The sequence below is a fragment of the Marinifilum sp. D737 genome, assembly GCF_026672275.1.
Taxonomy (GTDB): Bacteria; Bacteroidota; Bacteroidia; order Bacteroidales; family Marinifilaceae; genus Marinifilum.
The window spans coordinates 91180-116106 of the sequence record NZ_JANQCD010000015.1; the positions used below are offsets into that span (position 1 = coordinate 91180).

Here is a 24927-nt window from a genome sequence, read left to right on the forward strand (position 1 = left end):
CATAAATCGTGGATATTTTTGACAAAATTAAAACCCAAAAAGGGAATATCGGACAATACGCAAAACAAGCTCATGGATATTTTGCTTTCCCTAAACTGGAAGGTGAAATTAACTCAAGAATGAAGTTTCGTGGGAAAGAGGTGTTAACATGGAGTTTGAACAACTATATTGGTTTGGCAAATCACCCGGAAATTAGAAAAGCTGATGCAGAAGCAGCTGAAAAATGGGGATTAGCATACCCAATGGGTGCTCGTATGATGTCGGGACAAACAAGCCTCCACGAAGAACTTGAATCAAAACTTGCTGAATTCGTAGGAAAACCAGACGCTTTCCTTTTGAACTTTGGATACCAAGGAATGGTTTCTATTATCGATGCTCTTGTTGGTCGTCATGATGTAATTGTTTACGATTCAGAATCACACGCTTGTATTATGGATGGTCTTAGACTTCACCCTGGTAAGCGTTTCGTTTATCCTCATAACGATATGGATAATCTTCGTAAAGAATTAGAACGTGCAACCAAATGGGTTGAAAAAACTGGTGGGGGTATCCTTGTTATTACCGAAGGTGTATTCGGTATGGCAGGTGACCTGGGTAAGTTGGATGAAATCTGTGCAATGAAAGATGATTTCAATTTCCGTCTATTGGTTGATGATGCTCATGGATTCGGTGTAATGGGTAAAAATGGTGCTGGTGCTATCGAACATTTCGGTGTTGAAGACAAAGTTGATCTTCACTTTAGTACTTTCGCAAAAGCTATGGCTGGTATCGGTGCATTCATCGCATGTGATGAAGAAGTTGGTACTTACCTAAGATATACTATGAGATCTCAAATTTTTGCTAAATCTCTTCCAATGCCTATCGTTGAAGGTTCATTGAAGCGTTTGGATATGTTGAGAACCATGCCAGAACTTCGTGAAAAACTTTGGTCTGTTGCAAATACTCTTCAAACAGGTTTAAAAGATGCTGGTTTGGATATTGGTGTAACTGAATCTCCTGTAACTCCAGTTTATCTTTCTGGTAGTGTAGCTGAAGGAACTCAGGTTACTATGGATTTAAGAGAAAATTATAACATTTTCTGTTCTATCGTAGTTTACCCGGTAATTCCAAAAGGACAGTTATTGCTTCGTTTGATTCCAACCGCAATGCACTCTCTTGAAGATGTTGAGTACACAGTTAATGCATTTAAAGATGTAGCTCAGAAATTGAAAGATGGAAAATATAGTAAAGATAAATTTGCTGATGTATTCAAGCAGTAATCTTACTATTTACTATGATATTAAAAACGACATTCGAAAGGATGTCGTTTTTTTTCTCAATAATATTCGACCTCTATCCTTGAGCTATATAGGTGATTATTTTCCTGCAATTAATAAACCTGACAGATACTCCCATTATTAACCAGGAAAAATCGTCTCCGGCTATGAGGAGTGAGCTTAGCCCCAAACTACAACACTCAAAAGCATAAAAAAAGCCCAACTTTTACAAGTCAGGCTTTATTATATTATCAAAATAAACTTACTCTCTTTCAGCTAAAAATCTCTCAGCATCCATAGCAGCCATACATCCCGATCCTGCTGATGTAATAGCCTGACGATAATGAGGATCTTTTAAATCTCCTGAAGCAAATACACCAGGAACATTTGTTTTGGTTGAATCTGGCTCAGTAATCACATATCCCTGATCATCCGTCTTCAAGTAATCTGCAAATACTCTCGAGTTTGGTGTGTGACCAATTGCAACGAAGAATCCATCAATTTTGATATCCACTTCTGTTTCATCAGCCTCTCCCATTCTCTTGATAAGCTTCGCTCCTTCTACAACTCCATCGCCATATAATTCTTTGGTATTGTGCTCAAATAAAACCTCGATATTCTCTGTTTTAAAAACACGATCTTGCATTGCCTTAGAAGCTCGTAAAAATGGCTTACGAACAATTAAATATACCTTATTACACAAGCCAGCAAGATAGGTAGCCTCCTCAGCAGCAGTGTCACCACCCCCTACTACAGCTACATCTTTTCCTCTATAGAAAAAGCCATCACAGGTAGCACAAGCCGAAACACCAGAACCCATATACTTTTCTTCAGTTGGGAAACCAAGATATTTTGCAGTTGCTCCCGTTGCCAAGATAACCGACTCCGCTTCAATCACCTTTTTCTCATCAACTACAACTTTGTGTGGATATACCGAAAAATCAACAGCCGTAACCAAACCCCAACGACAATCTGTACCAAAGCGTTCTGCCTGCTTCTTTAAATCTGCCATCATATCAGGTCCTGTTACTCCTTGAGGATAACCAGGGAAATTATCTACTTCGGTGGTAGTTGTTAACTGACCACCTGGTTGAAGACCTTCAATCACAACAGGATTTAAATTTGCTCTAGCAGCATAAATTGCCGCAGTATAACCAGCTGGTCCAGAACCAACGATTAAACATTTAACTTTCTCAACATCACCTTCAGGGACAACAGGTGATTTTTCGTTTAGGTTCATTGATTTAAATTCCATGTATGTTTACCTATTCTGTTTCTAAATAATAATTGGACAAACAAATCTACAAAAATATCCAGATAATTAACTGTATTCATCAATAGAAAGATTAAATCACTGAATCAATTTTATCTAATGATCTTAGTTGTTTGTTTAATCAATCAGAAAAACACGAGATTAGCGATCAAGAGTTTACAAAAGGGTAAAAAAATACCCCCTGAATATCTTCAGGGGGCCATAAAAACTCAATAATTAAATAGTCATTAGGCTTTTGGCTCTACTACTAAAAGTAAATCACCTTTAGCAACAGAATCGCCAGAGTCACATTTAATTTCTTTTACAATACCTTCAGCTTTAGCATCAAGATTATTCATCATCTTCATCGCTTCAAGTACTACTAATGTATCTCCTACTTTAACTTCATCGCCAACTTTTACTTTGCACTCAACAATCATACCTGGGATTGGTGCAACAACACTACCTGTTGCAGTTTCGTCAGCGGCAGATTCTTTTTTCTTACGACCTTTGAATTGAGGTGCTGCAGGACCGTTAGGGTCATTAATTTCAACAGTAAATGTTTCGCCATCAACTGTAACCTCAAGCTCACGACCAGCTCCTTTTCCTTTAGAAGTCAATTCTCCAGAAAGTGCTTTTCTAATCAACTCTTGCTCTTTCTCAACTTCAGCCATGGTTTTAGCTTTTACATCAGCTGGAACTTCTTCCATACCATACTTCCATTTCAAGAAACGCTTACCAGTTACTGGGTAAAGTGCGCACAATACTTCGTCATCAATATCTTTTGCAAGATCACCAAACTCAGCTTTAACATCTTCCATTTCCGGCTCAAGAATAGATCCAGGACGAGCTGTAATTGGCTCTTCACCTCTTGGGTAATCCTTCAATGCTTTCTTCTGTACCTCAGGATCGATTGGATGAGTTGTTTTACCATACAATCCGTAGCAAAGGTCTTTTACCTCTTTAGTAATCTGTGCATATTCTCCTTCGTAAGAATCGAACAATACATTGTTTACTGTCTGTACACCAACAATCTGAGATGTAGGAGTAACCAATGGAATATTTCCTAGTTGCTTACGTACTTTAGGAAGCAAACGGAATACTTCAGGAAGTTTATCCAATGCATCCATAGCTTTCAACTGGTTCACCAAGTTAGAAAGCATTCCACCTGGAGTTTGGTGCAACAATACGTTGATATCAGTTGTAGCATACTTAGGATTGTTATCTAAGTGCTTATATTTAGGGATGTATTTCTCCATCTCTTCAGCAATAGCATTAATCTTATTAATGTCCATTCCTGAATCACGGTTAGTTCCCAATAACGACATGATCAATGGCTCAACAGCAGCATGAGAAGTACGGTAAGCGTAAGGTCCGATACATGTATCAACGATATCTACACCTGCTTCAATTGCTTTGAAAATAGCCAAGTCACCCATACCTGAGGTAAAGTGAGTATGCAAGTTAATTGGAGTATCAGTAAACTTCTTGATTTCACGTACCAAGTTGTAAATATCATAAGGAGCAACCAAACCGGCCATATCCTTAATACAAACAGAATCAACACCAAACTCAATCAAATCTTTTACTTTGTTGATGTAGTATTCCATATTGTAAACTTCACCACCTAAACGAGGTTGGTTCAAAGTATAACATACAACACCTTGTAAGTGCTTCTTGTTATCCTTAATAACTTTAGCTGCAGTTTCGAAGTTTCTGAAGTCATTCAATGCATCGAAACAACGGAAGATATCCATACCGTTATCGATAGAACGCTGTACGAAAGCTCTTACTACATCATCAGCATAGTTACGGTATCCTACTACATTCTGCCCACGAAGAAGCATTGAAAATGGAGTTTTAGGCATGTGCTTTTTCAACACTCTTAAACGCTCCCATGGATCTTCACCTAAGAAACGGTGCATAGTATCGAAAGTTGCACCTCCCCATGTTTCAACAGCATTATACCCTGCATCGTCGATCATTTCTGCAACTGGCAGCATATCTTCTGTACGACCACGAGTTGCGAAAAGCGACTGGTGTCCGTCACGTAAACTTACATCATTAATTTTAATTGGATTCTCTGCCTTTGGACGATCTTTGTCAAAGTTCAGTTGGGCCATTTCTAAAACCCCGTGTTTATCGAATGTCATCTTTTTATCTTTTTTTGAATTAATACTTTTCCCAATGCATCAGGAAAATAAATTATGCACTTCGTAGACTTCGACCACGAAGTTGTACTACCTTACGTTTGGTCATCATCATTTTAATGCCAGTACGTGACCAAGAGCTACTATTTGAATTTTCAACCTTCAATGCTTCAGCTTTTTCTTGCTCAACGTAGTGAGCAACTGCAATAGCCACTGCTTTTTTAATCTTCTCTTCTCGTGTCATAATTATTTGGTATTAATAATTAACTTTTTTTTAAATCTTTCTTACAATGGAATATTTCCGTGTTTCTTAGCTGGCAATACCTCTGCTTTAGTCTTCATTGCATTTAATGCGTCAATCAAACGAGCACGAGTTTCGCTAGGAAGGATTACATCATCAATGTATCCACGCTGAGCTGCCAAGTAAGGAACGTTAAATGCGTCTTCGTATTCCTTAATCTTCTCATCAGTCTTAGCTTGCTTATCGTCAGCAGCAGCAATTTCTTTCTTGTAAGATGAGATTACCTCTACAGCACCCTTAGCACCCATTACTGCAATCTCAGCAGTTGGCCAAGCAAATACCATATCAGCTCCTAATGGCTTAGAACACATTGCCAGGTAAGCTCCACCGTAATCCTTACGTGTTACTACAGTAAACTTAGGTACAGTAGCCTCAGCATAACTCCAAAGTAGTTTTGCACCATGGCGGATAATACCACCTAGTTCTTGCTGTACTCCAGGAAGGTATCCCGGAACGTCAACAAATGTTACCATTGGAATATTGAAAGCATCACAAGTACGTACGAAACGAGAAATCTTATCAGATGCATCGATATCTAAACAACCTGCCTGAATCAATGGCTGGTTTGCGATGATACCAACTGATTGGTTATCTAGACGACCAAAACCGATAATTGCATTCTCAGCATAGTGCTCGTGTACTTCGTAGAATTCTCCCTGGTCAAGTACCGATTCAATAACAGCCTTCATATCGTAAGGTGTTTTTGCATCATCAGGAATCATTGTATCCAATTCTTCACAAATACGCTGAGGATCGTCACCCATTGCCAATTGTGGAGTTTCTTCCAAATTGTTATTTGGCAAATAGCTTAACAAGTCGCGAATTGCTTCAATTGTTTCTTCATCAGTATCGCAAGCGAAATGAGCGTTACCACTCTTAGCGTTGTGAGCCATAGCTCCTCCCAACTCTTCGAAAGTAGTCTCTTCACCTGTAACTGTTTTAATTACGTATGGAGATGTAATAAACATGTGACTCTGTTTTTTAACCATGTAAACAAAGTCAGTCATAGCTGGAGAATATACTGCACCACCAGCACAAGGACCCATAATTGCAGAAATCTGTGGAACCACACCCGATGCTCTTGAGTTACGCATAAAAATTTCACCGTAACCTTTCAACGCATCAACACCTTCTTCTACACGCGCTCCACCAGAATCATTCAATCCTACAACAGGTGCTCCAGCGCTAACAGCCAAATCCATTACTTTACAGATTTTTGCAGCGTGCATTTCACCTAAAGATCCTCCTCTTGAAGTAAAATCTTGAGAATAAGCAAATACTGTTCTACCATTTACTAAACCATGACCGATAATAACACCATCAGCTGGAATTTCAGTATTTTCGAAGCCAAAGTTTGTACAACGGTGTTCCACAAACATATCCAATTCTCTAAAACTTCCCTCATCAAAAAGCAAGTCTATTCTCTCTCGTGCGGAAAGCTTACCTTTGTCGTGCTGCTTGGCAACACGAGCTTCCCCGCCCATCATTTTAACTTCTTCTCTTTTTTTCTTTAAGAGATCTAACTTTTCAGATACCTTCATCTTTAATATTTATTTTCAAGTAATTTGCTAAGAAAATCTCAAGGAATTTCTATATATACTTCAATTGCTATTCAATTCTTCTTTTAATTCTTATCCTTTTAATTGAGCAGTTAATCTTTACATCAATTAATAAAGTCTGTATTTAAACCGCAATCCTCTTTAAAGAATTATTTCAATATTGATGGACGAATATAAATACTTTCATTGTAGATAAGAAACTGTTTAAAAACAGCACTTTCCAGCGTAAACGTTTGAATATCAAACCTAGCTAAAAATCATTTCTTATATCGATCTGTTTTCCAGATTATTAATCACAATTAGTTGTTCTTTTCGAATTTTGTCAAAAAATTGCCAGAAATATTGTACAACATATAAAGAGCAAGTTTTAAAATGACAAAAGCCATCAAACGAAAACCCAACAACGTTTTCTACGAAGCAAAAATGCATATTAATAAACTATCTATCAATAGGTATAATTACCCAATCGCTTCAAAACACTAATGATTTCTTTATACATATCAACATCATTCTTCTATGCATATCAAGCCATATAAATGAAAAAGAAATTTTATTAGTTTAATTGATTTATGATTAGCGAGAAGGATACTCTTGGTTCAGAGAATAAGTATCCGGAAATCCTTATAATTCACAGTGTAGTTATAAGGAATTATTTCTTTAATATGAAACGATCTTTTACTATTCTACGCCCAATTAATCTCTTTTCAGCAAACTTTTTGTAGGTTGATTTTCATAAACTATATTTGTTATTCTATTCGGGGCGTAGCTCAGCCAGGTTAGAGTACACGTCTGGGGGGCGTGGGGTCGGAAGTTCGAATCTTCTCGCCCCGACATTTTTTAAGCGATGATTTACAGCACTTTACGACTGTTATTATCGCTTTTTTCATGCTTTATTTTCTCTAAGATATTGCGGTTTAAGATGCTTTTTGTAGCTTTAAAAGTGTAAAAGATTGCAAAAAACTTGCAAAAAAAAAAACATCTTAAATGGCTACTGCAAAACTGATATTAGATACTCGAAAAGCTAAGAAAGACGGCACTTTCCCGATAAAGTTAGCAATTTCTCACAAATCTAAAACTTCTTATATACGTGCAAATTTTGCAATTCCTGAAAAATATTGGGACAATGGACGTATAAAAAGAGGCTGTCCAGACATAGATAATATCCGCACAGCCAACAACAAACTAGCCTCTCTCCTACTCGATGCAGATGACTTTATTGAAGAACTGGAAGAACGCAGGAGAATTGATATTATGAGTGTGGCACAAGTTGCCGACTATATTAAGAATGGAGGTAAACAGCAACAATCTGCTGTAAATTTCCTGGAGTATATAGAAAAATACGTGCCTACAATAAAGAATAATAGTACCAAAGAAAAATACAACACTACACTTGTAAAACTAAAAGACTACATGGGTACTGACTTACTTTTCTTTGATGATATCACTAAAGCCTGGCTAAATAGATACAAAGAATATCGACTTGAAAATTCCAGTGCAGCAACAACCAATATTGATCTTAGAAACATTCGTGCAATTTTCAATAGAGCTATCGATTTTGACGAAGTAATCGGACAAGAAATATACCCATTTAGAAAATTTGAATTTGCCGAAAGTAAGCCTCGAAATTTAAGATTGCCTATCGAAAAAATCAGACAAATAAGAGATTTCCAAACAGACAACAAATACATTGCCCTGGCTCGTGATTTCTTCATGCTATCATTCTATTTAATTGGCATGAATAATTCTGACATTTACGATATTGTTTCAATTACGGAAGGACGAATAGAATACGACAGAAACAAAACTAACAAAAGCTACTCTGTAAAAGTAGAACCCGAAGCAATGGAAATTTTCGAAAGAAGAAAAGGTGAAAATCTCCTATTGATTTACCAGGAACGATATGCAAATGCCAGGAACCTTACCAAGCAAATGAACAAACACCTTAAGGAACTGGGAAAACATGAAAGTATTAATATCCCTGATTTAATGATGTACCATGCCCGCCACTCATGGGCAGGCATAGCAGCTAAAAAACCTATAGGAGCAGGCAAACCGCTGATTGCCCAGGCTCTTGGCCATGGCAAAACAACAGTTACCGATACATATTTTGATTACGATAACGAGTTAGTGGATGATTTAAACAGGAGAGTGCTTACATTATTATAACTCAATAGTGTAAGTACCTCCACAAATATATTTTATTTTTGATCAATACTTCCACAAATCATTCTTATCCCAAAACCCTTTTGCTTTATTATAACCACTCTCATAAGCTTTTTTTATCCAGTAGGCAGATTCTTTTTTATTCATCAAAGTACCAGCTCCATAAAAATACATTAGACCAAGATTATATTGGCCTTGTGAATACCCCTGCTCTGCACTTTTCTTATACCACCTAAATGCTTCTAAATCACTTGCTGTCACTCCGTCCCCCCTAAAATACATGAGTCCTAAGTTGTATTGACCTTTTGCATGTCCCTGTTTCGCACACATTGTAAACCAGTAAAATGCTTTCTTCATATCTCTCAAGACTGCATCTCCCTGGTAATAAGAGCATGTGCTATATGATATTGTGCTTCATCAAGTCCTTGTTCTGCACTTTTTTTTATCCAATAAAAAGCCTTTTTTTTATCTACCAAGGTTTCTTTCCCATGGTAATAATATATTCCAAGGTTATATTGAGCTAACCAATCCCCTTGCTCTGCATGCTTATTAAGCTCTTCAAAAGATTGGCCAAATAACTGATTACTAAATGCAATTACAAATAGCACTAGTAAATAAAATTTATTTCTATACATATTTATTTTTTAGTCATAGTTCAAATATTACAGTTGCAACCTAATTTTTTCAAAATAATCCTATTATTTGCATATCTATTTTGCAGTGGGAAATCCAACACTGTAACTAATTATTATCGTGATTATAATTAACCAAAAGTAAAGGGCATAAGAAGTTCTATATCTTAAGCCAAATAGTACAAGAAAAAAAGAAGGAATGACTCCATGTATTAAGGAAGCTCGACCAGGCCTTCCATTTCTCATTCGCCCTGTTAATGATAGAATTGTAGTTGTTATAAATAATAAACCTAATACTATAAACACCAAAGTCCCATGATGCGAATAAAAAAACACATTTAATTCTTCCATAATCCCTAATTTAAAGTTAATCATTTTAAGTATGTTATAAAGCCTTTATCTCTTCCTATATTATTTACAGTAATTATCACCAAACTATATCTATCCCTAGATCATTAATAAGTACTTTGTTTTTTACTATTTCATGACAGATTATTCTTTCTCCTGCAACAACTTCCTTGTCAAAATACTCTACAAACCTATCATTACTTATAATATATATGTCCGATCTATTAGATGCCATATTTACTATCGTTTCATCAGCTTTTTCTCGAGATGCAACAATATGAACTTTAACACCCTTCCCAAAACTTCCTTTTATCCTTTTATAATTTCGCTTTAATAAAAAGCTTATTTCTGGATCAAAAACTACAATAATCTCAAATTTTTCTTTTAATTCTGAGACCACAGGTTTTAAAGCTTTAAGTCCTATAAAAAATTCTCCGCTTTCATAACACATATTATTACCATCAATTATAATAGTATTAATATTCAATGTGCCTCGCTTACTAATCCTCTCTGCTCTAATCTCAAGCTTCTTCATTTCTCGTTCTAACATCTCGAGGTAGCCCTTATTTTTATTAATAATCCTTTGTGGCCTACCATCACCTAATTCTCTTTCACAGGCTTTATGAACAAACGATCTATTTTTAGGAGAACTTTCTACATCCAATTTACCTGCATAATTTTCTGCCCTATTAATAATGCTTTTCACATCCTTTATTTCACGATCGATATCACTTAATCTATTAATTGTTGGCAAAAGGTCTTTATCCAGATTAGATTTTTTCACAAAAACATCACTCTTCTCATTCTCTATACGTTCCACATCTACCGAAACAATTTCATACCTTCTTAGACACATCTCCTTATTAAGAGAATTATAATATTTTAAGTCATTTTCTGAGACAGCAAGTTTGTTTTTTAATCTCTTATACTCTTCATTTGTTTTTTTTCCAATCTTCCTTACCTTATTGACCTCTTCTTTTAAATCTTCACACTCTTTTAGTAGTTGTTTCTTTGTGCCAGAGTAAAGTAATTTAGATGATGCTTTTTTCTTTTTTGAATTGAATTCATTTGTGACTTCGATATTTTTCAATTGAATCAATTCAATTTGCCTCTGTGCTCTATTAACTTTTTCATTTAGAAGCTGAACATTGTTTTCAAGATCGAATTTATTCTTATTCTTAAGCCAGTTTATACTACTTCCTAATTCTTCTTTTTCTATCCTTAAGTTATTATATCTAGTTGATAAATTTTGATACGTTTTAGAATAGGGGTTATATTTTAAACTGTATTTTTCTATACTCATACATTAACTTATTATTATCAAGATGCACATCCTTTTTATTTCAGTTCTGGATATTGAAGTCCAAATGAAGCAACACTCCGCAGCAACAACATAACCAATAAAGGTATAATTATTTTATACTAATTTTCTCTGCCAAATGTGTCAAGTTCATCAATCTCACCATAATCTAATATTAAAGAGTCATTTAGATGTCCTGCAGAATTTTCAAAAGTCGTTGCCATTTTGCGATATTCTGATAGAACTTGTAAATCCTTGCCATTCCATTTACCCATACTTTTACCCCTATAACTGGATATTTTAATTAATCACCTAAAGATTAAATAGATATTCAGTTATCCCGATAACCACTTAGCACAAGAAATCATGAATTGTATTGTATGTAATCAACCAATTATTGGCAGAAGATCAGACAGCAAATATTGCTCAGTATCATGTCAAAACGAGGCCAGAAAGAAAAGAGTAGCCGAAAAATATTTTAATGAATTAAATGGAATATATCCAGAAAACGGGATAAGTTCCCAAAATCAACAACAAATGATGAATGCCTCTGAAGAATTAAGAGCTCTGGAAAGAGAGAATTTTAATACCATTTTAAACCTTAGGACAGAATACGAAGGTAAAATAAGAGTACTGGAAGACACCAACTTAAGGCAGAGTTTTAAAATTGAAAAACTTGAAGACAAGATTTCAGAATTAAAGGAAAATCACCTTAAAGAATTGGAGCAAGCAGAGAAAAGCACAACTAAGGACACTGTTACAGCCATAACCCAAATGCCTGCGGTTCAAACTACATTGGGTATGCTTGCTAACAACCTAATCCCTCAAAGTTCTAGCTCACTGGGGAGTGTAGAAAATGAATTCAATATCCAGGAACGTCAAATCATTGACGCCATTCGCAGAATGCAACCTGATGCACAAGCCTATCTGGGACAGATGTTATACGTCCTATTCTCTAAAACTCATCAGGAACAAATGCAGATATTCACAACCTTACAAGCGTATCTTTCACAAGAACAACAGGAAGAAGAAGACATATAAACCATTTTACAAACATGGATACAGGATAAAAGGAGCTTTTCAAAGGTTCCTTTTTTTTATGCCTGATCGGGATATCATTTTAGATTGTCAAAATACTTTTTCATTAAAAATGGCAATCAGCAATTTGCATAGTCTTTCACTTCAATTCAGCTTCATTCAAACATATTGACTGTTAACCTGATATCCTCATATTTGGGGTATGAAAACAGGACACATCATACTTATTGGTAGCCTTGCAACAGCTTTCTACTTTAGGGATAAACTAGTTCCCTACCTTGGCAACAAGGCCAATCAGCTGGAAAATAAAATTAAGGAATATACCACAAACAAAATAGAGGTAAAACCCAAAGGTCTTCCCAGGATTAAAGTAGATTTTAAAAGAGGTGCTTTAAACCTGAACGGTGGTATGGAGCTAACCAGTAAAATTGGATTTACTGCCACTTTAAACACCTACCAGATTAACCTGATCCTGGAAAAAGGTGATCAAAAGATATTACTTGGAAAAACTCCTTTGGAACAACCAAACCAGAAAGTTACTGGGAATGCCAAGACTGAAATCAAGTATGTTTTCTCGGTAAAACTGGCTTCCATCATTCAACTATTAAAGACGAAGGAGTTACAGGGGCACAGCCTACGCATGTATGTGGATCACCTGAAAGTTAACGGCATTGATATGCCAAGCATCAAAATTGATATTAGCAGAACCTGGCAGGACATTGCCAAAACAATTAACAATCCTGCATCTGTTCTAACTGACATATTTAGCAAGTTATAAAATGGAAACCGTCTTAAAAACAACTAACAAAAACGGAGATGTAGTGTTCCGCACTGCTAATGGTCAGATTGTACACCAAGGGGTGAGAAAGATCAAACCTGGCATTGAATTCAATCATTTAATTGATACCAGCGATGTCAAATTCACCAGCACTTTCACTGAAGGATCGGTAGATGACACCGTTTCCATCATGTGCAATATTATTAAAAAGCACCATGGACAAGTAAAGGAGTTGGCCAATAGTCTGAAACGTGATACCAGGTACAAAACCCTAAAATCGATTTGGGATTTTGTCTTTAATCACATTCAGTACAAGAAAGATACTCCAGGTATAGAACAGCTTAGCACCCCTGCAAGGATATGGCTAAACCGATCCATTCCAAACACGCCAAGCGATTGTGATGATCACTCTTTATTTGTTGGCTCTCTTCTTTACTGTCTTGGTATTCCTTTTTCCATTCGAATAGCTGGTTACGAGGGTAAGCCCTTTTCACATGTCTATGTTGTTGTTGGTGATGTTTGTATCGATACCGTCTTACACCGCTTCAACTGTGAAGCTGAATATACATCTAAAAAAGACAAACAAATGCAAATTGAAACATTGGCTGGGGTTGGAGCAGATCCCGAATTTGTTGACGGTCTTGGAACATTGAACCAATTGCATGAAAGTGGCGACAATTACGACACCATCATGCAAAGACTTCATGATTCTGAACAGGTCAACGGAGTTGGGGATTCTAATCTGGAGGAAGAGGAAAAAGCTCTTCGAGTCCTGGGAGAAACCCAACTGGAAACCACACTTAAGGAATATGAGTTGGAACCTGAAAAGTACCATGCCTTAGGTTTTGGTCAGAAGTTCTGGTTACACATGAAAGCAGCTTTACAAGCGATTAAAGATGGAGAATCCCTGGATGGTATCATCATTAAACTGACAGATGGTTCCAAATGGGAAAGAGAAAACCTCTCTCCTCTTAATGGAATGGCTGGTGAAAATGGTGAAACCATTGGATTGCTATCTGCATTGGATGGTTTTTTCAAAAAGTTCAGACGTAAAATCAAAAAGTTTGGTCGATATGCCAGAAAAACAGTTAAAAAGGCTGGAAAGTTCATTGCCAAAGGCTTTAAAAAGGTTGCCAAATTCTTAATGAAAATCAACCCGATTAACATTGCCATTCGTGCTGTTTTACGTTCCAGAATCAAAAACAACAAGAAGGGATTGGCTCTTAAAATGGGTTATGGTTTGCTTTCAGCTGCCCAGGCCAAGCAATTGGGAATTTCTACCAAAGATTACAATGCGGCCAAACGTGCTTACTCCAAATTCGCCAAGAAATACCGCTTTTTAGGTGGTAAGGAAAGTAAACTAAGAAGAGTCTTGGCAAGTGCCTGGCAAAAAGCAGCTCAGAAAGCAAGTCTTCCATACATGAACCTGGCTGGAGATTTAGGCCAACTGGAAGGAAGAAGAAGGAGAAGACGCCGCCGAAAACGTAGAGCAAGTGCTCAAAAATTGGCACTATTGAAAAAGTCGAATACTCAATCTTCCAAACCTATGTCGAAATACGAAAAGGAAAGATTGGCTTTCTTGAAATTGGTTCATAAGGACATTGCCAAGCAAGAATTGGGAGTTGTAGCAACTACAACTGCAATTGGTAGTGCTGCCATTGCAAAGAAAGTAGCCATGATCCTGGTTCCTATCTTCTCCATTTTGAAAGCTGTTGGCTTGGGTGACATGATCAAGAAAATGAAGGAAAAAAGAATCAGCAACCTTAGTGAAAGAATCAAAAATGAAACTGATCCTGCAAAAAGGTTACTCCTGGAACAAAAGAAAAGCAGAGCTGAAAACAACCTGGTAATTTTTAATCGGGTACTCGATAAGAAAAAGCCAGCAGTCAAACTGCCAGTTAATTCGAATTACAATGTACCGAATCCTCAGATCTCAACCGATCCAGGAGCATATCAAACTGAATCTGGTCAGTCAAATTCATTTCAACCTATAACTGCTAACAATACAAAACAAGCAGGAATGAACCCCTTAGCCATTGGAGCCTTGCTTTTAGTTGGTGGTGGTTTGTTGTGGGGAGCAAATAAGAAAAAGTAAATCAATCTAAAATTTAAGTAATGAGAAAAAACAACATTTCCGTAGTTGGTATGGAGTTAGCTAAAACCGTAGGTGGCGTAATGGCTGGAAGATATGCGGTTGTTATGGGTAAGAAGGTTTTGAAAGTAGACCAGGAAGTTGACCCAAAGAAAAAGAAATTAAAAGAGGTGGGACTAGGTGTAGGTGTTGCAGCTCTTGGCACTGTTGGAGCCTTAAAAGTTCCTGCTCAATACAAAAGCATTTGTGCTGGTATTGCTACAGCTGGAGCCTTATCTGCAATGACTCCTTTTGCCAAGGAAGATACTGGTTTTATCCCTGCTCTTCATGGTTCAATTGGTGCGGCTGAATTGTCTGAATACACAGAAGACGACATGAGCGATGAACTGAATGCAGTAGGCAGCTACCAGGATATTCTTGACATGGAAGAGCAAGATGAAATCAATGCCTTGGAAGCTCTTTCAGATGGTGGTTATGAAGGTGGAAGCTACGAATTAAACGAGGTAAACTAGGCCTTGTAAAACAATCGCATAGGAAAAAATCAATTTATAAAAACATAGAGTAATAGTTTAAATAGCATGGAATTAGTTAAAGTTTTAGAAGAAAAAGCAAACGTAAGAGCGATTGCAAAAGCAAACAAGCAAATCACTTTTGATACTGACGGAGCTCAGATCGAAAAAGATGTTTTGTACTTCCGTAAATCCCTGGCAGGGAAAACAGGAATTCAGCAATTAATGAAACCTCAGGACGTGGAAAAAGATGGTGTTCGTAACATCGATTCAGCACGTTTGACTGGTGGTGTTGCTTTCCTGGTAACTGGGATTTTGATCTCAACCGCAAATTGTGCGGCAAAATTGGCCAGCGAGGATGAAATCTCTGCACAGGAGTTCAATGTTGGTTCGGAAAATCCAACTCTTGCAAGCTTTTTCAACAATGAGTTATCAATCAAAGTAGCCAATAAAGAAAAAATGAAGGCCATTTTGCGTCACATGACTCCAGAGCAAGCTGGTGATGATAAAACAGTAGACATGGCTCATGAGGTTAGTCCTTTTATCATTGCTCCAAATCAAACCATTTTACCTGAACTAAACATCTTCAATGCTCCTTGTCCTGTTGACAAAGACATAGTAATTGAAGTTGCTTTTGTTGGGTACAAAATCACTGAAAACCACGCCTAATGAAAAGATTTGTTTATAACATCAATAAACAATCATCAGACCCAACAGCCACCTCTAATGAGGTGGTTAGTTTTGATGATTACAACCACTTGAAAGCAGTTTCATGGATCGGAGAAAACGGGGGCAATATTGACGTAGAAATCAAAACTCATGACGGCAAATTATCCATTGTTGAAAGTGTTCCTTTGGATTACTTCAAAATTGGAACAGGACGTGAAGAAATGATTTTGGAACAACCCATCTCAAACAATTCTATTCGAATTGCCACCTCATTTATTACAGGTGCAGAGGTAAAAGGTGCACTTGTGTTCACTTTGGAAAAATAGGTTACAAATGAGACTTTTTGAGAACATTCAATCAGTCGTTGAAGCTGGGCGACTTATCAAGGTAAGTGTTCCAGCTTCAAAGGCATTGATCATTACCAACAAAACAAAATCAACTGCTATTCTCCACCCTAATGCTTCATCCAAAATCGGTTATCCTTTGGAAACAAAAGAAAGCCTGGAGATAGAAGACATTACAGAGGAAGCAGATTTCTGGGTGTTTCTTGAAGCTTCGGAAATTGCAGAAAAGGAAGGTTTATTTCTGATTTCTCAAACTGAAACAAGAGACTTTACAAGCCAAAACACAAACAACACAGTAGTAATTCAAAAAGGATAAAGACATGCCAACAAGCAAAGAGAAAAAGAAATTCAGTAAGGAGGAAAAAGTCGAGCTTTTAGAAAGCTTTGCAGTCCCTTTAAATGACAAGTCTTTACGAATCATTGAGTATTTCCAGAACTCAGGAAAAGACTTGAATAAATTACTTGCAAACGCTTACAAATACCGACACTTATGCTAGGAATTTTACCTCAGGCCGCTGCAACCAAACTGGTAGTTGCGGAAGGAGCCAAAAAATATAAAAATCTTGATCCAGCTCAAAAGCAAATGGTCAACATAGGCGGTTTGCTGGTAATGGGATTGGCTATTTATGCTGGTTACAAAATGTTTTCCAGAATGAATGGAATGATTGACTGGTTTACTGGAGCCAAAAGTGAGAAAGAGAGAAAAGAAGCTGAGAACAAAATTCAGAATCAAATTAATGATGAGATTTCAAAAGTAGGAGTCAAACCTACCATTGGAACTGCAACTGCCAAAAGTATTGCTCAATCCCTATTGGATGCTTTTGAATACATGGGTACTTATGAAGAGCAAGTGTACAGCAATCTGAGGGTACTAAAGAATAGTGCCGACTGGCTCCTGGTTGGTCGTGAATACGGAATGCCCAGAAAAAGAACCTTGGTAGCTGAGCTATACAATGAACTTGACAATAAGGAAATGGCAATTGCAAGATCCATCTTATCTAAAATCGGGGTAACAATTTAATTATGGCAACATTTGAAACAAGCTATCACATTACAGAAATGATGGAAGGAGGATATTCAAATCATCCTCATGATCATGGTAAAGAAACTTATGCAGGAATTTCAAGAGCTGCATTTCCTAATTGGGAAGGTTGGAAATTCATTGACAAGCAAGTAAAACCAATCAAAAGGAATACTTTCTTTTCTGCCCTCGCTATGCCTGTTCGTCATTTTTATCGTGCTAATTTTTGGGTGCCGCTTCAATGTGGTTTAATGCCTCAGGTTGTGGCCAATCAGCTTTTTGATTATGCTGTCAACTCAGGCAAAAGCAGAGCAGTAAAAAGTTTGCAATCTGTTTTAAACAGCATGGGAGCTTTTCTAAAAGTAGATGGCATTGTGGGAGCAAAAACCCAGGGAGCTTTGAAACGTTTTGATGCCAATGAGATTGCTGCAAAATTACTTTTGGAACGTGAGAGATTCATCAATCAACTGGCTCAATCTCAACCTCAGTTTAAAAGAGGTTGGCTCAATCGCATTGCTTTTCTGAAAACTCATTTAGGTGCAGTCGGGATTTCTTTTGGAGTGGTTGCTTTGCTTGGCTTGACGCTTTTTTTTTGACCAATAACAAAAGCAAATGACAACAAACGAAATCAAAGGATTCTTTTCTCCAGAACATGCTGTACTGGTCTTTCTGATCATGCTTTCTCTATACAGCAATTGGAGACTTCATGTATCACAAACAGAGATTCAGGCAGATATCAAATTAATTACTTACAGACTGGACAATGGAGCAACAACAGACAAAAGGAAACTGGTTCAGACAGACTCTATCGGACAACAAAGGAGTCCCAAGTTTCAAAAGGCAAATTTCCCTTTTATTGGTTGCATCCACCATAACTGGAGTAATACTCAAAGTTCCGATTGAATACATCCAACAACTGGTTATTCTGACTTGTGCCTGTGTTGGATCTGTAGCAACGGAACAGTTCACCAAACACTAAATTTTAACATCATGCTTAAACGTAAAATAACCATACTATCAGCAATCCTTTTACTAACAACTGGCCTTGGTTTTGGAATGGCCATTGGCTACAAATACGGTAAAAGTCAAATTCCTGCCCAGCAAACCAATATTGAAATCAAGGATATCAAAACTAAAAAGGGCGGTTCCATTGAAATTGACACAAAAACCGACCAGGATCAGGACAACAAAAAAGATGAATCCAAAAAGAAAGGGTTCTTTCAAAACTTATTCAATTAAAGATGTTAGGATATATTTTAAAAAGCACAAGCAAACAGGCTGTTAAAAAAAGGGTAAGCAGAATCAAACTCAGAACAAGTGAAATCCTGAAAGGCCTGTTTGATTCCAACCTGGATGGCTGGAAGGATGACAAGGAAAAATTCAAACTGGAACTGATTAATGATATCAAAACATTCCTTTTCACCAAGTGGGAAAAGCCCTGGAAAGCAGGATTGGTTTTTAGTGAATCAGGAATTGTTTTAAGTGGATTTAGAAACGTTTCAGGTCGTTTGTACAAGAACAGCACAAACATTCTTACCATGGAAAGAAATGCAGGGAAAAGCCCTTATTTCATTACTATGGCAGCCCTTAAAGAAAAGGGTGGCAAACTCATCGACAAATCAAAGGTTATTTCGGTTTTATCATACATTCCAATGTTTAAGGACAAGGAGGACAAAACACCTCGTAAACCTGATTGGATGTTGCCAAAATTGCATCGTGCCGTCAATATTGATTATTGCGAAGGGATTAAAAAGCCAGTTTTCAAACAGGTATTTTTCAAAGACAATGAATTCAACCAATACGTTGAAAATTTCTTGAAAGAGCTGGTAAAAAGAAAACGTGTTCCTAAAATTCATACTGACCAGGCAGACAGGTGCTATTATACACATAGCGCACTCAATTTTAATCATGAGTCAATCCACATGGTAAATATCAAGCAGTTCAAGAAAGTTGCTGAATACTACTCTACCCTGTTTCATGAGATTACCCACAGTACCATGAACCCAAAACGACTAGGAAGAGGGAAACTTGGTATTTCTGCAAGCCTAGAATATCCAAATGAGGAATTAGTGGCTGAAATGGGTGCTATGATTATTTGTACGGAACTGGGATTGAAATACAATCGCCAAAATGGAATTACCTATTTAAAAGGCTGGTTGAGCAGAGCCAAAGGTGATGTAGATAAAAACCTGGTGGAAGCTTACGGCTATGCTTGTGATGCTGCCGACTATCTTTTGGAAGGAATTGATCTTTCTAAGCTGGTTCCAAAATCAATGACTAATAGAGCCAAGGAGGAAAAGGATAAAAAAAAAGTAAAAACAGAAAAGCCTAAAACAGTAAGCAAGAAAAAGCAGGAAGCCAAACAACTTACTCTATTGGGACATACCAATGAAAAGATGATTACCAACCTGGCCAACTGGAAACCGAATTCCAATATCACAGCTTTAAAAGGACAGCTGGGTAAATTCATTGGCGGTTATGAGAAAGATCGCTTTGCCATTGTTTTAAGGGGTGAAAAAGGTGCTGGTAAAACTCGTTTGCTTTGCCAGTTGATTGATCTTTTTGCAGAGCAAAATTTGAAGTCTTTATTTCTTTCCCTGGAAGTGTCCCCACAATCTGAACTGTTTGGAAATTACATTTCATACATCGGAAAACAGAACCTTAAAAATGTGAGTGTAAGTGGTCAGTGTAATATGACGCAACTGGAAGCTTACTGCAAAAGCTTTGATGTGATTGCAATTGACAGCTGGGGCAAATTGCAAGATCTACTTTCCCAGGAAGATTTTGGAAAGTTAATTGAAAAGTATCCCAATGTAATTTGGCTGGTGATCTTTCAAAGTACAACAGCTGGAACCGCAAGAGGTGGTGTTATGTCAGAATACGATAGTTCTATTGTGATCCAGGTTGCCAAAGGTGGTAACGCCCAGTGTGAAAAGAACAGATACAATTCATGTGATCAGACTTACAATGTGTTCACAAAAAAAATATTGAGTAATGAGAATAAGTAAGCCAAATACTGGAGCTAAAATTGATAATCGCACCATTGCTAAAAACAGCAAGGGAAACATTGTAAACCTGGAAGATTTCAAACTCGATAAGGCCATCAAGTTCTATGAGCGTTTTTCTTTTCATTTCTCTAAATACCCTGGAGGAAAAGCTCATCTTACCTGGGGCGTTAATGCCAGTGATTATTTGAAAAGATACAGCAACGGCATTAGTGGAAAGTACCGATTGACAAGTAAACTCTTTACAAATGAAGAGCTGAATTCTTTCATCAATGAGCATGGTCAAGGTTGCTTTTTAACCTGGTATTTGGAAGTGACAAGCAAATACACCACTTATCCTGTTTTTGTCGTTGAAAAGGAATTCAATTGTGACTTACCAAGAACATTGGAAGGAGAATCAGGAAAGTTTTTACCGCTTGCTTCAGCTCGTTTGTTCATGAATGAGAACAATGAATTGGATGAGTACAATACACAAGTATTCAGATTCTATGAGAACTCTATTCCCAATGAAGTTTTTGTACGTCCCTACTATTGGGAGTACAAGAACTATCAAGAAATGACCTTTCATTACACCAATATTCCATCGGGTCAAATTGCAAGGGTTTTAGACAATAGCGATGCACCCGATCCTTCTGAAGGGTGGGCAACCTATCAACAAGACTACAACAATCTTGTCAACAAAGGATTTAAATTGGTCTCAAGGCAGCACAATGGATACAAGCCTGATCAATTAAGCATTGGTTTAAATGCTGAAAGTAAACTGACTCATTTTAGCGAAATGAATCCTTTTCCTGCAAACTGGAAACTTACTGAGGATTTTGATTTCGCCTTTGACAATTCATCGATAAGTGGAAAGCCTACTTTATGGATTAAAATAAACGACTTAAATCGAAGGAATTATTCCAAAGATTTCATTCACATTCTTACTCCTAAAGTAAAGTTTTTCAAAATAGGTGAAGGATATGCTCAACATGAAGCTGTAACGGAAGATACAGATTGCTACTGGACACTCTACACTGCAATTACTGACGAATACACCAGTGCTTCTGGTCTAGTTTGTGTGGCCAGACCTGATGCAACAGGTTTTCAGGAAATCACAAAGGAAACCAGGCATAATGGTATTTTATATCCAATTGCACAGGTAAAAGCAACATTAAAAGCAGATACCAATACTTTTGATGTTGATAGCTGCCTGGTGATTAAGCATTGGAAAAATGTACTAAAACAAGACAATTACCTGGACAATGAAACCATTCGTGTTACTGCCGACAATCATTTGTTTGTGCCTGAACATCACAATCCTCTAAAAAATGGATACTTGCTGGAAGACTTTGACTTTGAAATCGAAAAAGTTGAAGGTGCAAACAGCATTCAGTTAAAGCTTATTGGCGGTGAGAGCAGAAGGAACATACCTGTACAAACTAGTGCTGGAATTCGTTGGTTTGGAATTGGAACTCCTACTTTTAACCTGGATACTGCCAGCAACAAAATAGCTGGAACTCATTACCACTGGGATATTGCTTTCAAGCTATTGGATGATGAAAATGGCACCTTTAATGGTTGGGTTACCTATTATGGTGGTGCTTCCAGTACTTTTGATGTAAAAAGGCCTTACGATCCTGCAACTTCATCCAATATTATTCTGCTAAGTGTGACTTGTCCCGTACCCAGAGCTGGAATAGATCTGCAACAGGAAGATTTCAAATTGTACAAATATTGGAAGAACTGCCTGGCACCAGCTGAGAAAAGACTAAACTTAAACGGCACTCCCACTGATGGCTTAACAGTTGAGCCTGTCTATGATGATAAATTAAGGGTGCTAACAGCTTATGAAAATAGCAGATATGTTAAGATTATGGAGGATTTTAACATGAAAGCCGATTATTCATCTGTAGTCAAACAAATCAAAGTTTATTTAGATCCTTATCCCGAAATGAAAAACATCCCAGCCAAAAGGTATAGTGGAGACAGAACGTTCGGGGTAAAAAATGTTAATATTTCAATTGGTGTATGGGCAAACCTAATACAAGGAAAAACCATGTATGTAGCAGTTTATTCCCCATTGGTTACAGATGGAAGTAACGGGATGACCTACAAAGTGGGCTTGGGTAAAATGCCAGATTTAAGTGGTATTGATTGGCTTGAAAATGTGCTTTTGGGATTTGTCAAATTGCCGATACCAGATGATATTTCAAATGCTGATCAGTCTAAGCTTGTCTTTCACAAGATTTACAAAAAAGCTCTTGCCCCAATTCAAGAGATTAACGACTTCGGAACTGAAGTAGCAGTTGATTATGGAGACATGAATGCCAAAAGACCAGCTTTGTCAAATGGTCAGTTGGTGAAATGTACAGACGCAAGTGCAGACAGTCAAGTTTCCAGTGGTTGGGCTTACTATCGATTCAGAAAGGAAAGTAATGATTTTGAATTGGTCAGTAAGGAAAAACAGGATGCACAACAAGCCAATGTAGAGGTAGATCAATACACAGTCGAAAAGAATTACACTGGAGAAATTGCGGTTCCTGCTTTGCAGATTGGGCATCATGCTAATACTTTCTTATTGAAAGATTTTGACTTTAATGTAAGCTTCTCTGATAGTGACACCATTGAATTAACACCAAGAGGAGGAAACCAGGCTTTACCTATTCTTGTTAATGGAGTTCGTAAATATATGAGAGTTGCTTATTGGACTTTGAAGAAAAGCTCTTTTGGCAGTGATATGACTGGCAAATGGGTTTATTGGATGGTTCAAGCAGATATTGAAGATACGGAAGTCACAAGTGGTGGAATGCAGACCCATGCACAAGCTGATGGTTCATTTCAACAATTCAATGCAGAGGATATGATTTCACATGTTCCTGTTCTTACAGTTCGGGCTTACATTCCAGATACCAGTAAAGGCGAAAAATGGGACTTATCGAAAGTTTATATGTACAAACATTGGAAAGCTATGTTAGCTCCTTTTGATGAGTTGTGGAATGAGAAGGTTACGCCATAACAATGCAGAGGTCATCAAGTAAGATGACCTCTGCTATTCTCTATTAAATAATACTGTAGATTAAAGGGGTTATACCAGTTAAACATTAGCAACATTATAAAATATTACCTCATGCAGAAGTCTAATAGCAATATTAATCAACAGTATTATAGATAATCGACCTATCCAGTTACTAACTCCAAAGTCTTTTCTTTTAATTACTAAAATAATTACAACTGCCATGGAAAAAAAATACCATAAGAGTAAGGGAAAATCTTCAATCCAGTTAGTGTAAAAAGCAATCCCCCAAACCCAAGGAATCATGAAAAATGACAAAATTACACTTGTCATTGAAATAATTATTAAGTCCCAACTTCTGGAGCTTTCTTGTATTAATAAATAACCACCATAACCTAAGAGCATAATATATAAATCAGTAAGAAATCTTCTATATAATGGCATTTGATTTAAACCCAATATAAATTTGCTCTTGTAGATGTACCATTCGATAAAGTCAGATATAATATAAGTTATTGCAATGGCAATTATGAAGAACCCTAACCACCTATATCTCACAAAATTTAAATTACTTTTTACTGAATTCTTCATAAGAATTATAGATTTGATAACTTATTTCATTATTCTTATTAATGGACATTCGTATCCAATATGTTTGTGCTTCTCCATCTCCAATAATTTTTTGATATGTTGCTTCCAACGGATTACCTGGAGATAATAAAGCAGAATTTGGATCATTCGCATCGAAATTTAATAATTCAAATCCTGTTATTTTCTCACCTTCTGAATTCGTATTAGTTGGTGTGCCTATTACACTTCCATCTGCAAAAGTATACTTCCCTCTTTTATCAGAAATCCCGTAAACATCCCTTAGGTAATTATCAAATCCAACAGCATTATACTCTAATGATTCCTTATTGTTTTCTGCAACAGGGTTTGCCATATAAAATGGAACATCTCTTAAATCATAGGCGTGATTCATTTCATGCCCTAGCCGAACAGTGGTATTCGTTGTGCCTATTTCTTTTTCTCTTAAGGAATACAACGCACCATAAGTAGAAGTGTAACTAATATTGCCTTTACCTGGGTCATAGGTGTTTCCCCTATAACTCCAACTTCTACCAACTGTAAATGTAGACTTATGACCTATAAGAGCATTTAATTTTGCACCACCTTTATTTGTCGCTGCAATTTGCATTAAGGTTTTCCCAGAAACATGACGATTTGTGGCACCGCCAGCTAATACCACTTTTTGACCATCTGGATCAATAAATTTTATAGGGTTATTCATTGTATAATTGTACGGAGACCAACTTGAATATTCTTCCGAAAGCGGATCAGCACACATCCAACGGCTAACCAAATGCGGAGTCATACCTACATTCATAGCCAGACTGTCCTTTTGTACAAATCCAACAACTTGATTCGTTTGTGTATTGTATAATATCGAACCAATTTCAACAACATCTTCTAAGTCGTGAAATTCCTGGTATTTTCCATTGCTTAATGTAAGCA

At 36.9% G+C, this 24927-nt stretch carries 25 protein-coding genes and 1 tRNA gene; 17 read left to right on the forward strand and 9 right to left on the reverse strand.

Features of this window, described 5'->3' with window-relative positions; all coding sequences use genetic code 11:
- The first annotated feature begins 8 nt into the window (after positions 1 to 8).
- Positions 9 to 1259 (forward strand): aminotransferase class I/II-fold pyridoxal phosphate-dependent enzyme, encoded by a 1251-nt coding sequence (locus NQ163_RS10780; RefSeq protein WP_268190337.1) that lies wholly within the window; start codon positions 9 to 11, stop codon positions 1257 to 1259.
- Between the two features lie 259 nt (positions 1260 to 1518).
- Here NQ163_RS10780 and trxB read toward each other — a convergent pair whose 3' ends face one another.
- From trxB to NQ163_RS10800, 4 genes are all read right to left on the reverse strand, one after another.
- Positions 1519 to 2511 carry a thioredoxin-disulfide reductase gene (gene trxB / locus NQ163_RS10785; protein WP_268190338.1) on the reverse strand — a complete coding sequence of 331 codons (993 nt, stop codon included), beginning with the start codon at positions 2509 to 2511 and terminating at the stop codon, positions 1519 to 1521.
- A gap of 245 nt (positions 2512 to 2756) precedes the next feature.
- Positions 2757 to 4661: a pyruvate carboxylase subunit B gene (locus tag NQ163_RS10790; protein ID WP_120238989.1), complete on the reverse strand. Its 1905-nt coding sequence runs from the start codon at positions 4659 to 4661 to the stop codon at positions 2757 to 2759.
- A 52-nt stretch (positions 4662 to 4713) separates the two neighbouring features.
- A complete protein-coding gene (locus tag NQ163_RS10795) occupies positions 4714 to 4902 on the reverse strand; it encodes a hypothetical protein (protein ID WP_110361970.1) in 189 nt (62 codons plus the stop codon).
- Between the two features lie 41 nt (positions 4903 to 4943).
- Complete coding sequence (locus tag NQ163_RS10800) at positions 4944 to 6500, reverse strand: acyl-CoA carboxylase subunit beta (protein ID WP_110361971.1); 1557 nt, start codon at positions 6498 to 6500, stop codon at positions 4944 to 4946.
- A gap of 774 nt (positions 6501 to 7274) precedes the next feature.
- Here NQ163_RS10800 and NQ163_RS10805 point away from each other — a divergent pair.
- Positions 7275 to 7349: transfer RNA gene (locus NQ163_RS10805), tRNA-Pro, on the forward strand.
- A gap of 153 nt (positions 7350 to 7502) precedes the next feature.
- Positions 7503 to 8684: a site-specific integrase gene (locus tag NQ163_RS10810; protein ID WP_268190339.1), complete on the forward strand. Its 1182-nt coding sequence runs from the start codon at positions 7503 to 7505 to the stop codon at positions 8682 to 8684.
- A gap of 42 nt (positions 8685 to 8726) precedes the next feature.
- Here the strand turns inward: NQ163_RS10810 and NQ163_RS10815 are convergent, their stop codons facing one another.
- The 3 genes from NQ163_RS10815 to NQ163_RS10825 form a co-directional block, all read right to left on the reverse strand.
- Positions 8727 to 9038 carry a tetratricopeptide repeat protein gene (locus NQ163_RS10815; protein WP_268190340.1) on the reverse strand — a complete coding sequence of 104 codons (312 nt, stop codon included), beginning with the start codon at positions 9036 to 9038 and terminating at the stop codon, positions 8727 to 8729.
- A 5-nt stretch (positions 9039 to 9043) separates the two neighbouring features.
- Positions 9044 to 9316, reverse strand: coding sequence for a tetratricopeptide repeat protein (locus NQ163_RS10820; protein ID WP_268190341.1), 273 nt, complete (start codon positions 9314 to 9316; stop codon positions 9044 to 9046).
- Positions 9317 to 9740: 424 nt separating this feature from the next.
- The gene (locus NQ163_RS10825) at positions 9741 to 10964 is read right to left on the reverse strand and encodes a hypothetical protein (RefSeq protein WP_268190342.1); all 1224 of its coding nucleotides are present in this window, start codon (positions 10962 to 10964) and stop codon (positions 9741 to 9743) included.
- A 363-nt stretch (positions 10965 to 11327) separates the two neighbouring features.
- Here NQ163_RS10825 and NQ163_RS10830 point away from each other — a divergent pair, with 363 nt between their 5' ends.
- From NQ163_RS10830 to NQ163_RS10895, 14 genes are all read left to right on the forward strand, one after another.
- Positions 11328 to 12002, forward strand: coding sequence for a hypothetical protein (locus tag NQ163_RS10830; RefSeq protein WP_268190343.1), 675 nt, complete (start codon positions 11328 to 11330; stop codon positions 12000 to 12002).
- A gap of 199 nt (positions 12003 to 12201) precedes the next feature.
- A complete protein-coding gene (locus NQ163_RS10835) occupies positions 12202 to 12777 on the forward strand; it encodes a hypothetical protein (RefSeq protein ID WP_268190344.1) in 576 nt (191 codons plus the stop codon).
- A gap of 1 nt (position 12778) precedes the next feature.
- Positions 12779 to 14872: a hypothetical protein gene (locus tag NQ163_RS10840; protein WP_268190345.1), complete on the forward strand. Its 2094-nt coding sequence runs from the start codon at positions 12779 to 12781 to the stop codon at positions 14870 to 14872.
- 20 nt (positions 14873 to 14892) lie between these two features.
- Positions 14893 to 15381 carry a hypothetical protein gene (locus tag NQ163_RS10845; RefSeq protein WP_268190346.1) on the forward strand — a complete coding sequence of 163 codons (489 nt, stop codon included), beginning with the start codon at positions 14893 to 14895 and terminating at the stop codon, positions 15379 to 15381.
- Positions 15382 to 15447: 66 nt separating this feature from the next.
- Positions 15448 to 16047 carry a hypothetical protein gene (locus NQ163_RS10850; protein WP_268190347.1) on the forward strand — a complete coding sequence of 200 codons (600 nt, stop codon included), beginning with the start codon at positions 15448 to 15450 and terminating at the stop codon, positions 16045 to 16047.
- Positions 16047 to 16373: a hypothetical protein gene (locus tag NQ163_RS10855; protein WP_268190348.1), complete on the forward strand. Its 327-nt coding sequence runs from the start codon at positions 16047 to 16049 to the stop codon at positions 16371 to 16373. Before NQ163_RS10850 ends, NQ163_RS10855 begins: the two co-directional genes overlap by 1 nt.
- Before the next feature lie 7 nt (positions 16374 to 16380).
- Complete coding sequence (locus tag NQ163_RS10860) at positions 16381 to 16707, forward strand: hypothetical protein (protein ID WP_268190349.1); 327 nt, start codon at positions 16381 to 16383, stop codon at positions 16705 to 16707.
- 4 nt (positions 16708 to 16711) lie between these two features.
- On the forward strand, positions 16712 to 16888 hold the full coding sequence (locus NQ163_RS10865) for a hypothetical protein (protein WP_268190350.1): 177 nt from the start codon (positions 16712 to 16714) through the stop codon (positions 16886 to 16888).
- A complete protein-coding gene (locus NQ163_RS10870; RefSeq protein ID WP_268190351.1) occupies positions 16882 to 17412 on the forward strand; it encodes a hypothetical protein in 531 nt (176 codons plus the stop codon). The genes NQ163_RS10865 and NQ163_RS10870 overlap by 7 nt, the downstream gene beginning before the upstream one ends.
- 2 nt (positions 17413 to 17414) lie before the next feature.
- Entirely contained in the window at positions 17415 to 18008 is a 594-nt protein-coding gene (locus tag NQ163_RS10875) for a glycoside hydrolase family 108 protein (protein ID WP_268190352.1), read from the forward strand.
- A gap of 16 nt (positions 18009 to 18024) precedes the next feature.
- Positions 18025 to 18315 (forward strand): hypothetical protein, encoded by a 291-nt coding sequence (locus NQ163_RS10880; protein ID WP_268190353.1) that lies wholly within the window; start codon positions 18025 to 18027, stop codon positions 18313 to 18315.
- 87 nt (positions 18316 to 18402) lie between these two features.
- A complete protein-coding gene (locus tag NQ163_RS10885; RefSeq protein WP_268190354.1) occupies positions 18403 to 18651 on the forward strand; it encodes a hypothetical protein in 249 nt (82 codons plus the stop codon).
- Positions 18652 to 18653: 2 nt separating this feature from the next.
- Positions 18654 to 20420, forward strand: a complete 1767-nt coding sequence (locus tag NQ163_RS10890; protein ID WP_268190355.1) for a zincin-like metallopeptidase domain-containing protein — start codon at positions 18654 to 18656, stop codon at positions 20418 to 20420.
- Positions 20407 to 23415, forward strand: coding sequence for a hypothetical protein (locus NQ163_RS10895; protein ID WP_268190356.1), 3009 nt, complete (start codon positions 20407 to 20409; stop codon positions 23413 to 23415). The genes NQ163_RS10890 and NQ163_RS10895 overlap by 14 nt, the downstream gene beginning before the upstream one ends.
- 78 nt (positions 23416 to 23493) lie before the next feature.
- Here the strand turns inward: NQ163_RS10895 and NQ163_RS10900 are convergent, their stop codons facing one another.
- Positions 23494 to 24003, reverse strand: a complete 510-nt coding sequence (locus tag NQ163_RS10900; protein ID WP_268190357.1) for a hypothetical protein — start codon at positions 24001 to 24003, stop codon at positions 23494 to 23496.
- On the reverse strand, positions 23981 to 24927 hold a 947-nt coding region (locus tag NQ163_RS10905; protein WP_442786025.1), incomplete at its 5' end, for a hypothetical protein. The genes NQ163_RS10905 and NQ163_RS10900, both read right to left, overlap by 23 nt.

What these genes read in the sequence shown, in the direction of transcription:
- trxB (WP_268190338.1), bottom strand. Translation starts at nt 2,511, where the DNA reads ATGGAATTTAAATCAATGAACCTAAACGAAAAATCACCTGTTGTCCCT.
- NQ163_RS10790 (WP_120238989.1), bottom strand. Translation starts at nt 4,661, where the DNA reads ATGACATTCGATAAACACGGGGTTTTAGAAATGGCCCAACTGAACTTT.
- NQ163_RS10795 (WP_110361970.1), bottom strand. Translation starts at nt 4,902, where the DNA reads ATGACACGAGAAGAGAAGATTAAAAAAGCAGTGGCTATTGCAGTTGCT.
- NQ163_RS10800 (WP_110361971.1), bottom strand. Translation starts at nt 6,500, where the DNA reads ATGAAGGTATCTGAAAAGTTAGATCTCTTAAAGAAAAAAAGAGAAGAA.
- NQ163_RS10810 (WP_268190339.1), top strand. Translation starts at nt 7,503, where the DNA reads ATGGCTACTGCAAAACTGATATTAGATACTCGAAAAGCTAAGAAAGAC.
- NQ163_RS10815 (WP_268190340.1), bottom strand. Translation starts at nt 9,038, where the DNA reads ATGAAGAAAGCATTTTACTGGTTTACAATGTGTGCGAAACAGGGACAT.
- NQ163_RS10820 (WP_268190341.1), bottom strand. Translation starts at nt 9,316, where the DNA reads ATGTATAGAAATAAATTTTATTTACTAGTGCTATTTGTAATTGCATTT.
- NQ163_RS10825 (WP_268190342.1), bottom strand. Translation starts at nt 10,964, where the DNA reads ATGAGTATAGAAAAATACAGTTTAAAATATAACCCCTATTCTAAAACG.
- NQ163_RS10830 (WP_268190343.1), top strand. Translation starts at nt 11,328, where the DNA reads ATGAATTGTATTGTATGTAATCAACCAATTATTGGCAGAAGATCAGAC.
- NQ163_RS10835 (WP_268190344.1), top strand. Translation starts at nt 12,202, where the DNA reads ATGAAAACAGGACACATCATACTTATTGGTAGCCTTGCAACAGCTTTC.
- NQ163_RS10840 (WP_268190345.1), top strand. Translation starts at nt 12,779, where the DNA reads ATGGAAACCGTCTTAAAAACAACTAACAAAAACGGAGATGTAGTGTTC.
- NQ163_RS10845 (WP_268190346.1), top strand. Translation starts at nt 14,893, where the DNA reads ATGAGAAAAAACAACATTTCCGTAGTTGGTATGGAGTTAGCTAAAACC.
- NQ163_RS10850 (WP_268190347.1), top strand. Translation starts at nt 15,448, where the DNA reads ATGGAATTAGTTAAAGTTTTAGAAGAAAAAGCAAACGTAAGAGCGATT.
- NQ163_RS10855 (WP_268190348.1), top strand. Translation starts at nt 16,047, where the DNA reads ATGAAAAGATTTGTTTATAACATCAATAAACAATCATCAGACCCAACA.
- NQ163_RS10860 (WP_268190349.1), top strand. Translation starts at nt 16,381, where the DNA reads ATGAGACTTTTTGAGAACATTCAATCAGTCGTTGAAGCTGGGCGACTT.
- NQ163_RS10865 (WP_268190350.1), top strand. Translation starts at nt 16,712, where the DNA reads ATGCCAACAAGCAAAGAGAAAAAGAAATTCAGTAAGGAGGAAAAAGTC.
- NQ163_RS10870 (WP_268190351.1), top strand. Translation starts at nt 16,882, where the DNA reads ATGCTAGGAATTTTACCTCAGGCCGCTGCAACCAAACTGGTAGTTGCG.
- NQ163_RS10875 (WP_268190352.1), top strand. Translation starts at nt 17,415, where the DNA reads ATGGCAACATTTGAAACAAGCTATCACATTACAGAAATGATGGAAGGA.
- NQ163_RS10880 (WP_268190353.1), top strand. Translation starts at nt 18,025, where the DNA reads ATGACAACAAACGAAATCAAAGGATTCTTTTCTCCAGAACATGCTGTA.
- NQ163_RS10885 (WP_268190354.1), top strand. Translation starts at nt 18,403, where the DNA reads ATGCTTAAACGTAAAATAACCATACTATCAGCAATCCTTTTACTAACA.
- NQ163_RS10890 (WP_268190355.1), top strand. Translation starts at nt 18,654, where the DNA reads ATGTTAGGATATATTTTAAAAAGCACAAGCAAACAGGCTGTTAAAAAA.
- NQ163_RS10895 (WP_268190356.1), top strand. Translation starts at nt 20,407, where the DNA reads ATGAGAATAAGTAAGCCAAATACTGGAGCTAAAATTGATAATCGCACC.
- NQ163_RS10900 (WP_268190357.1), bottom strand. Translation starts at nt 24,003, where the DNA reads ATGAAGAATTCAGTAAAAAGTAATTTAAATTTTGTGAGATATAGGTGG.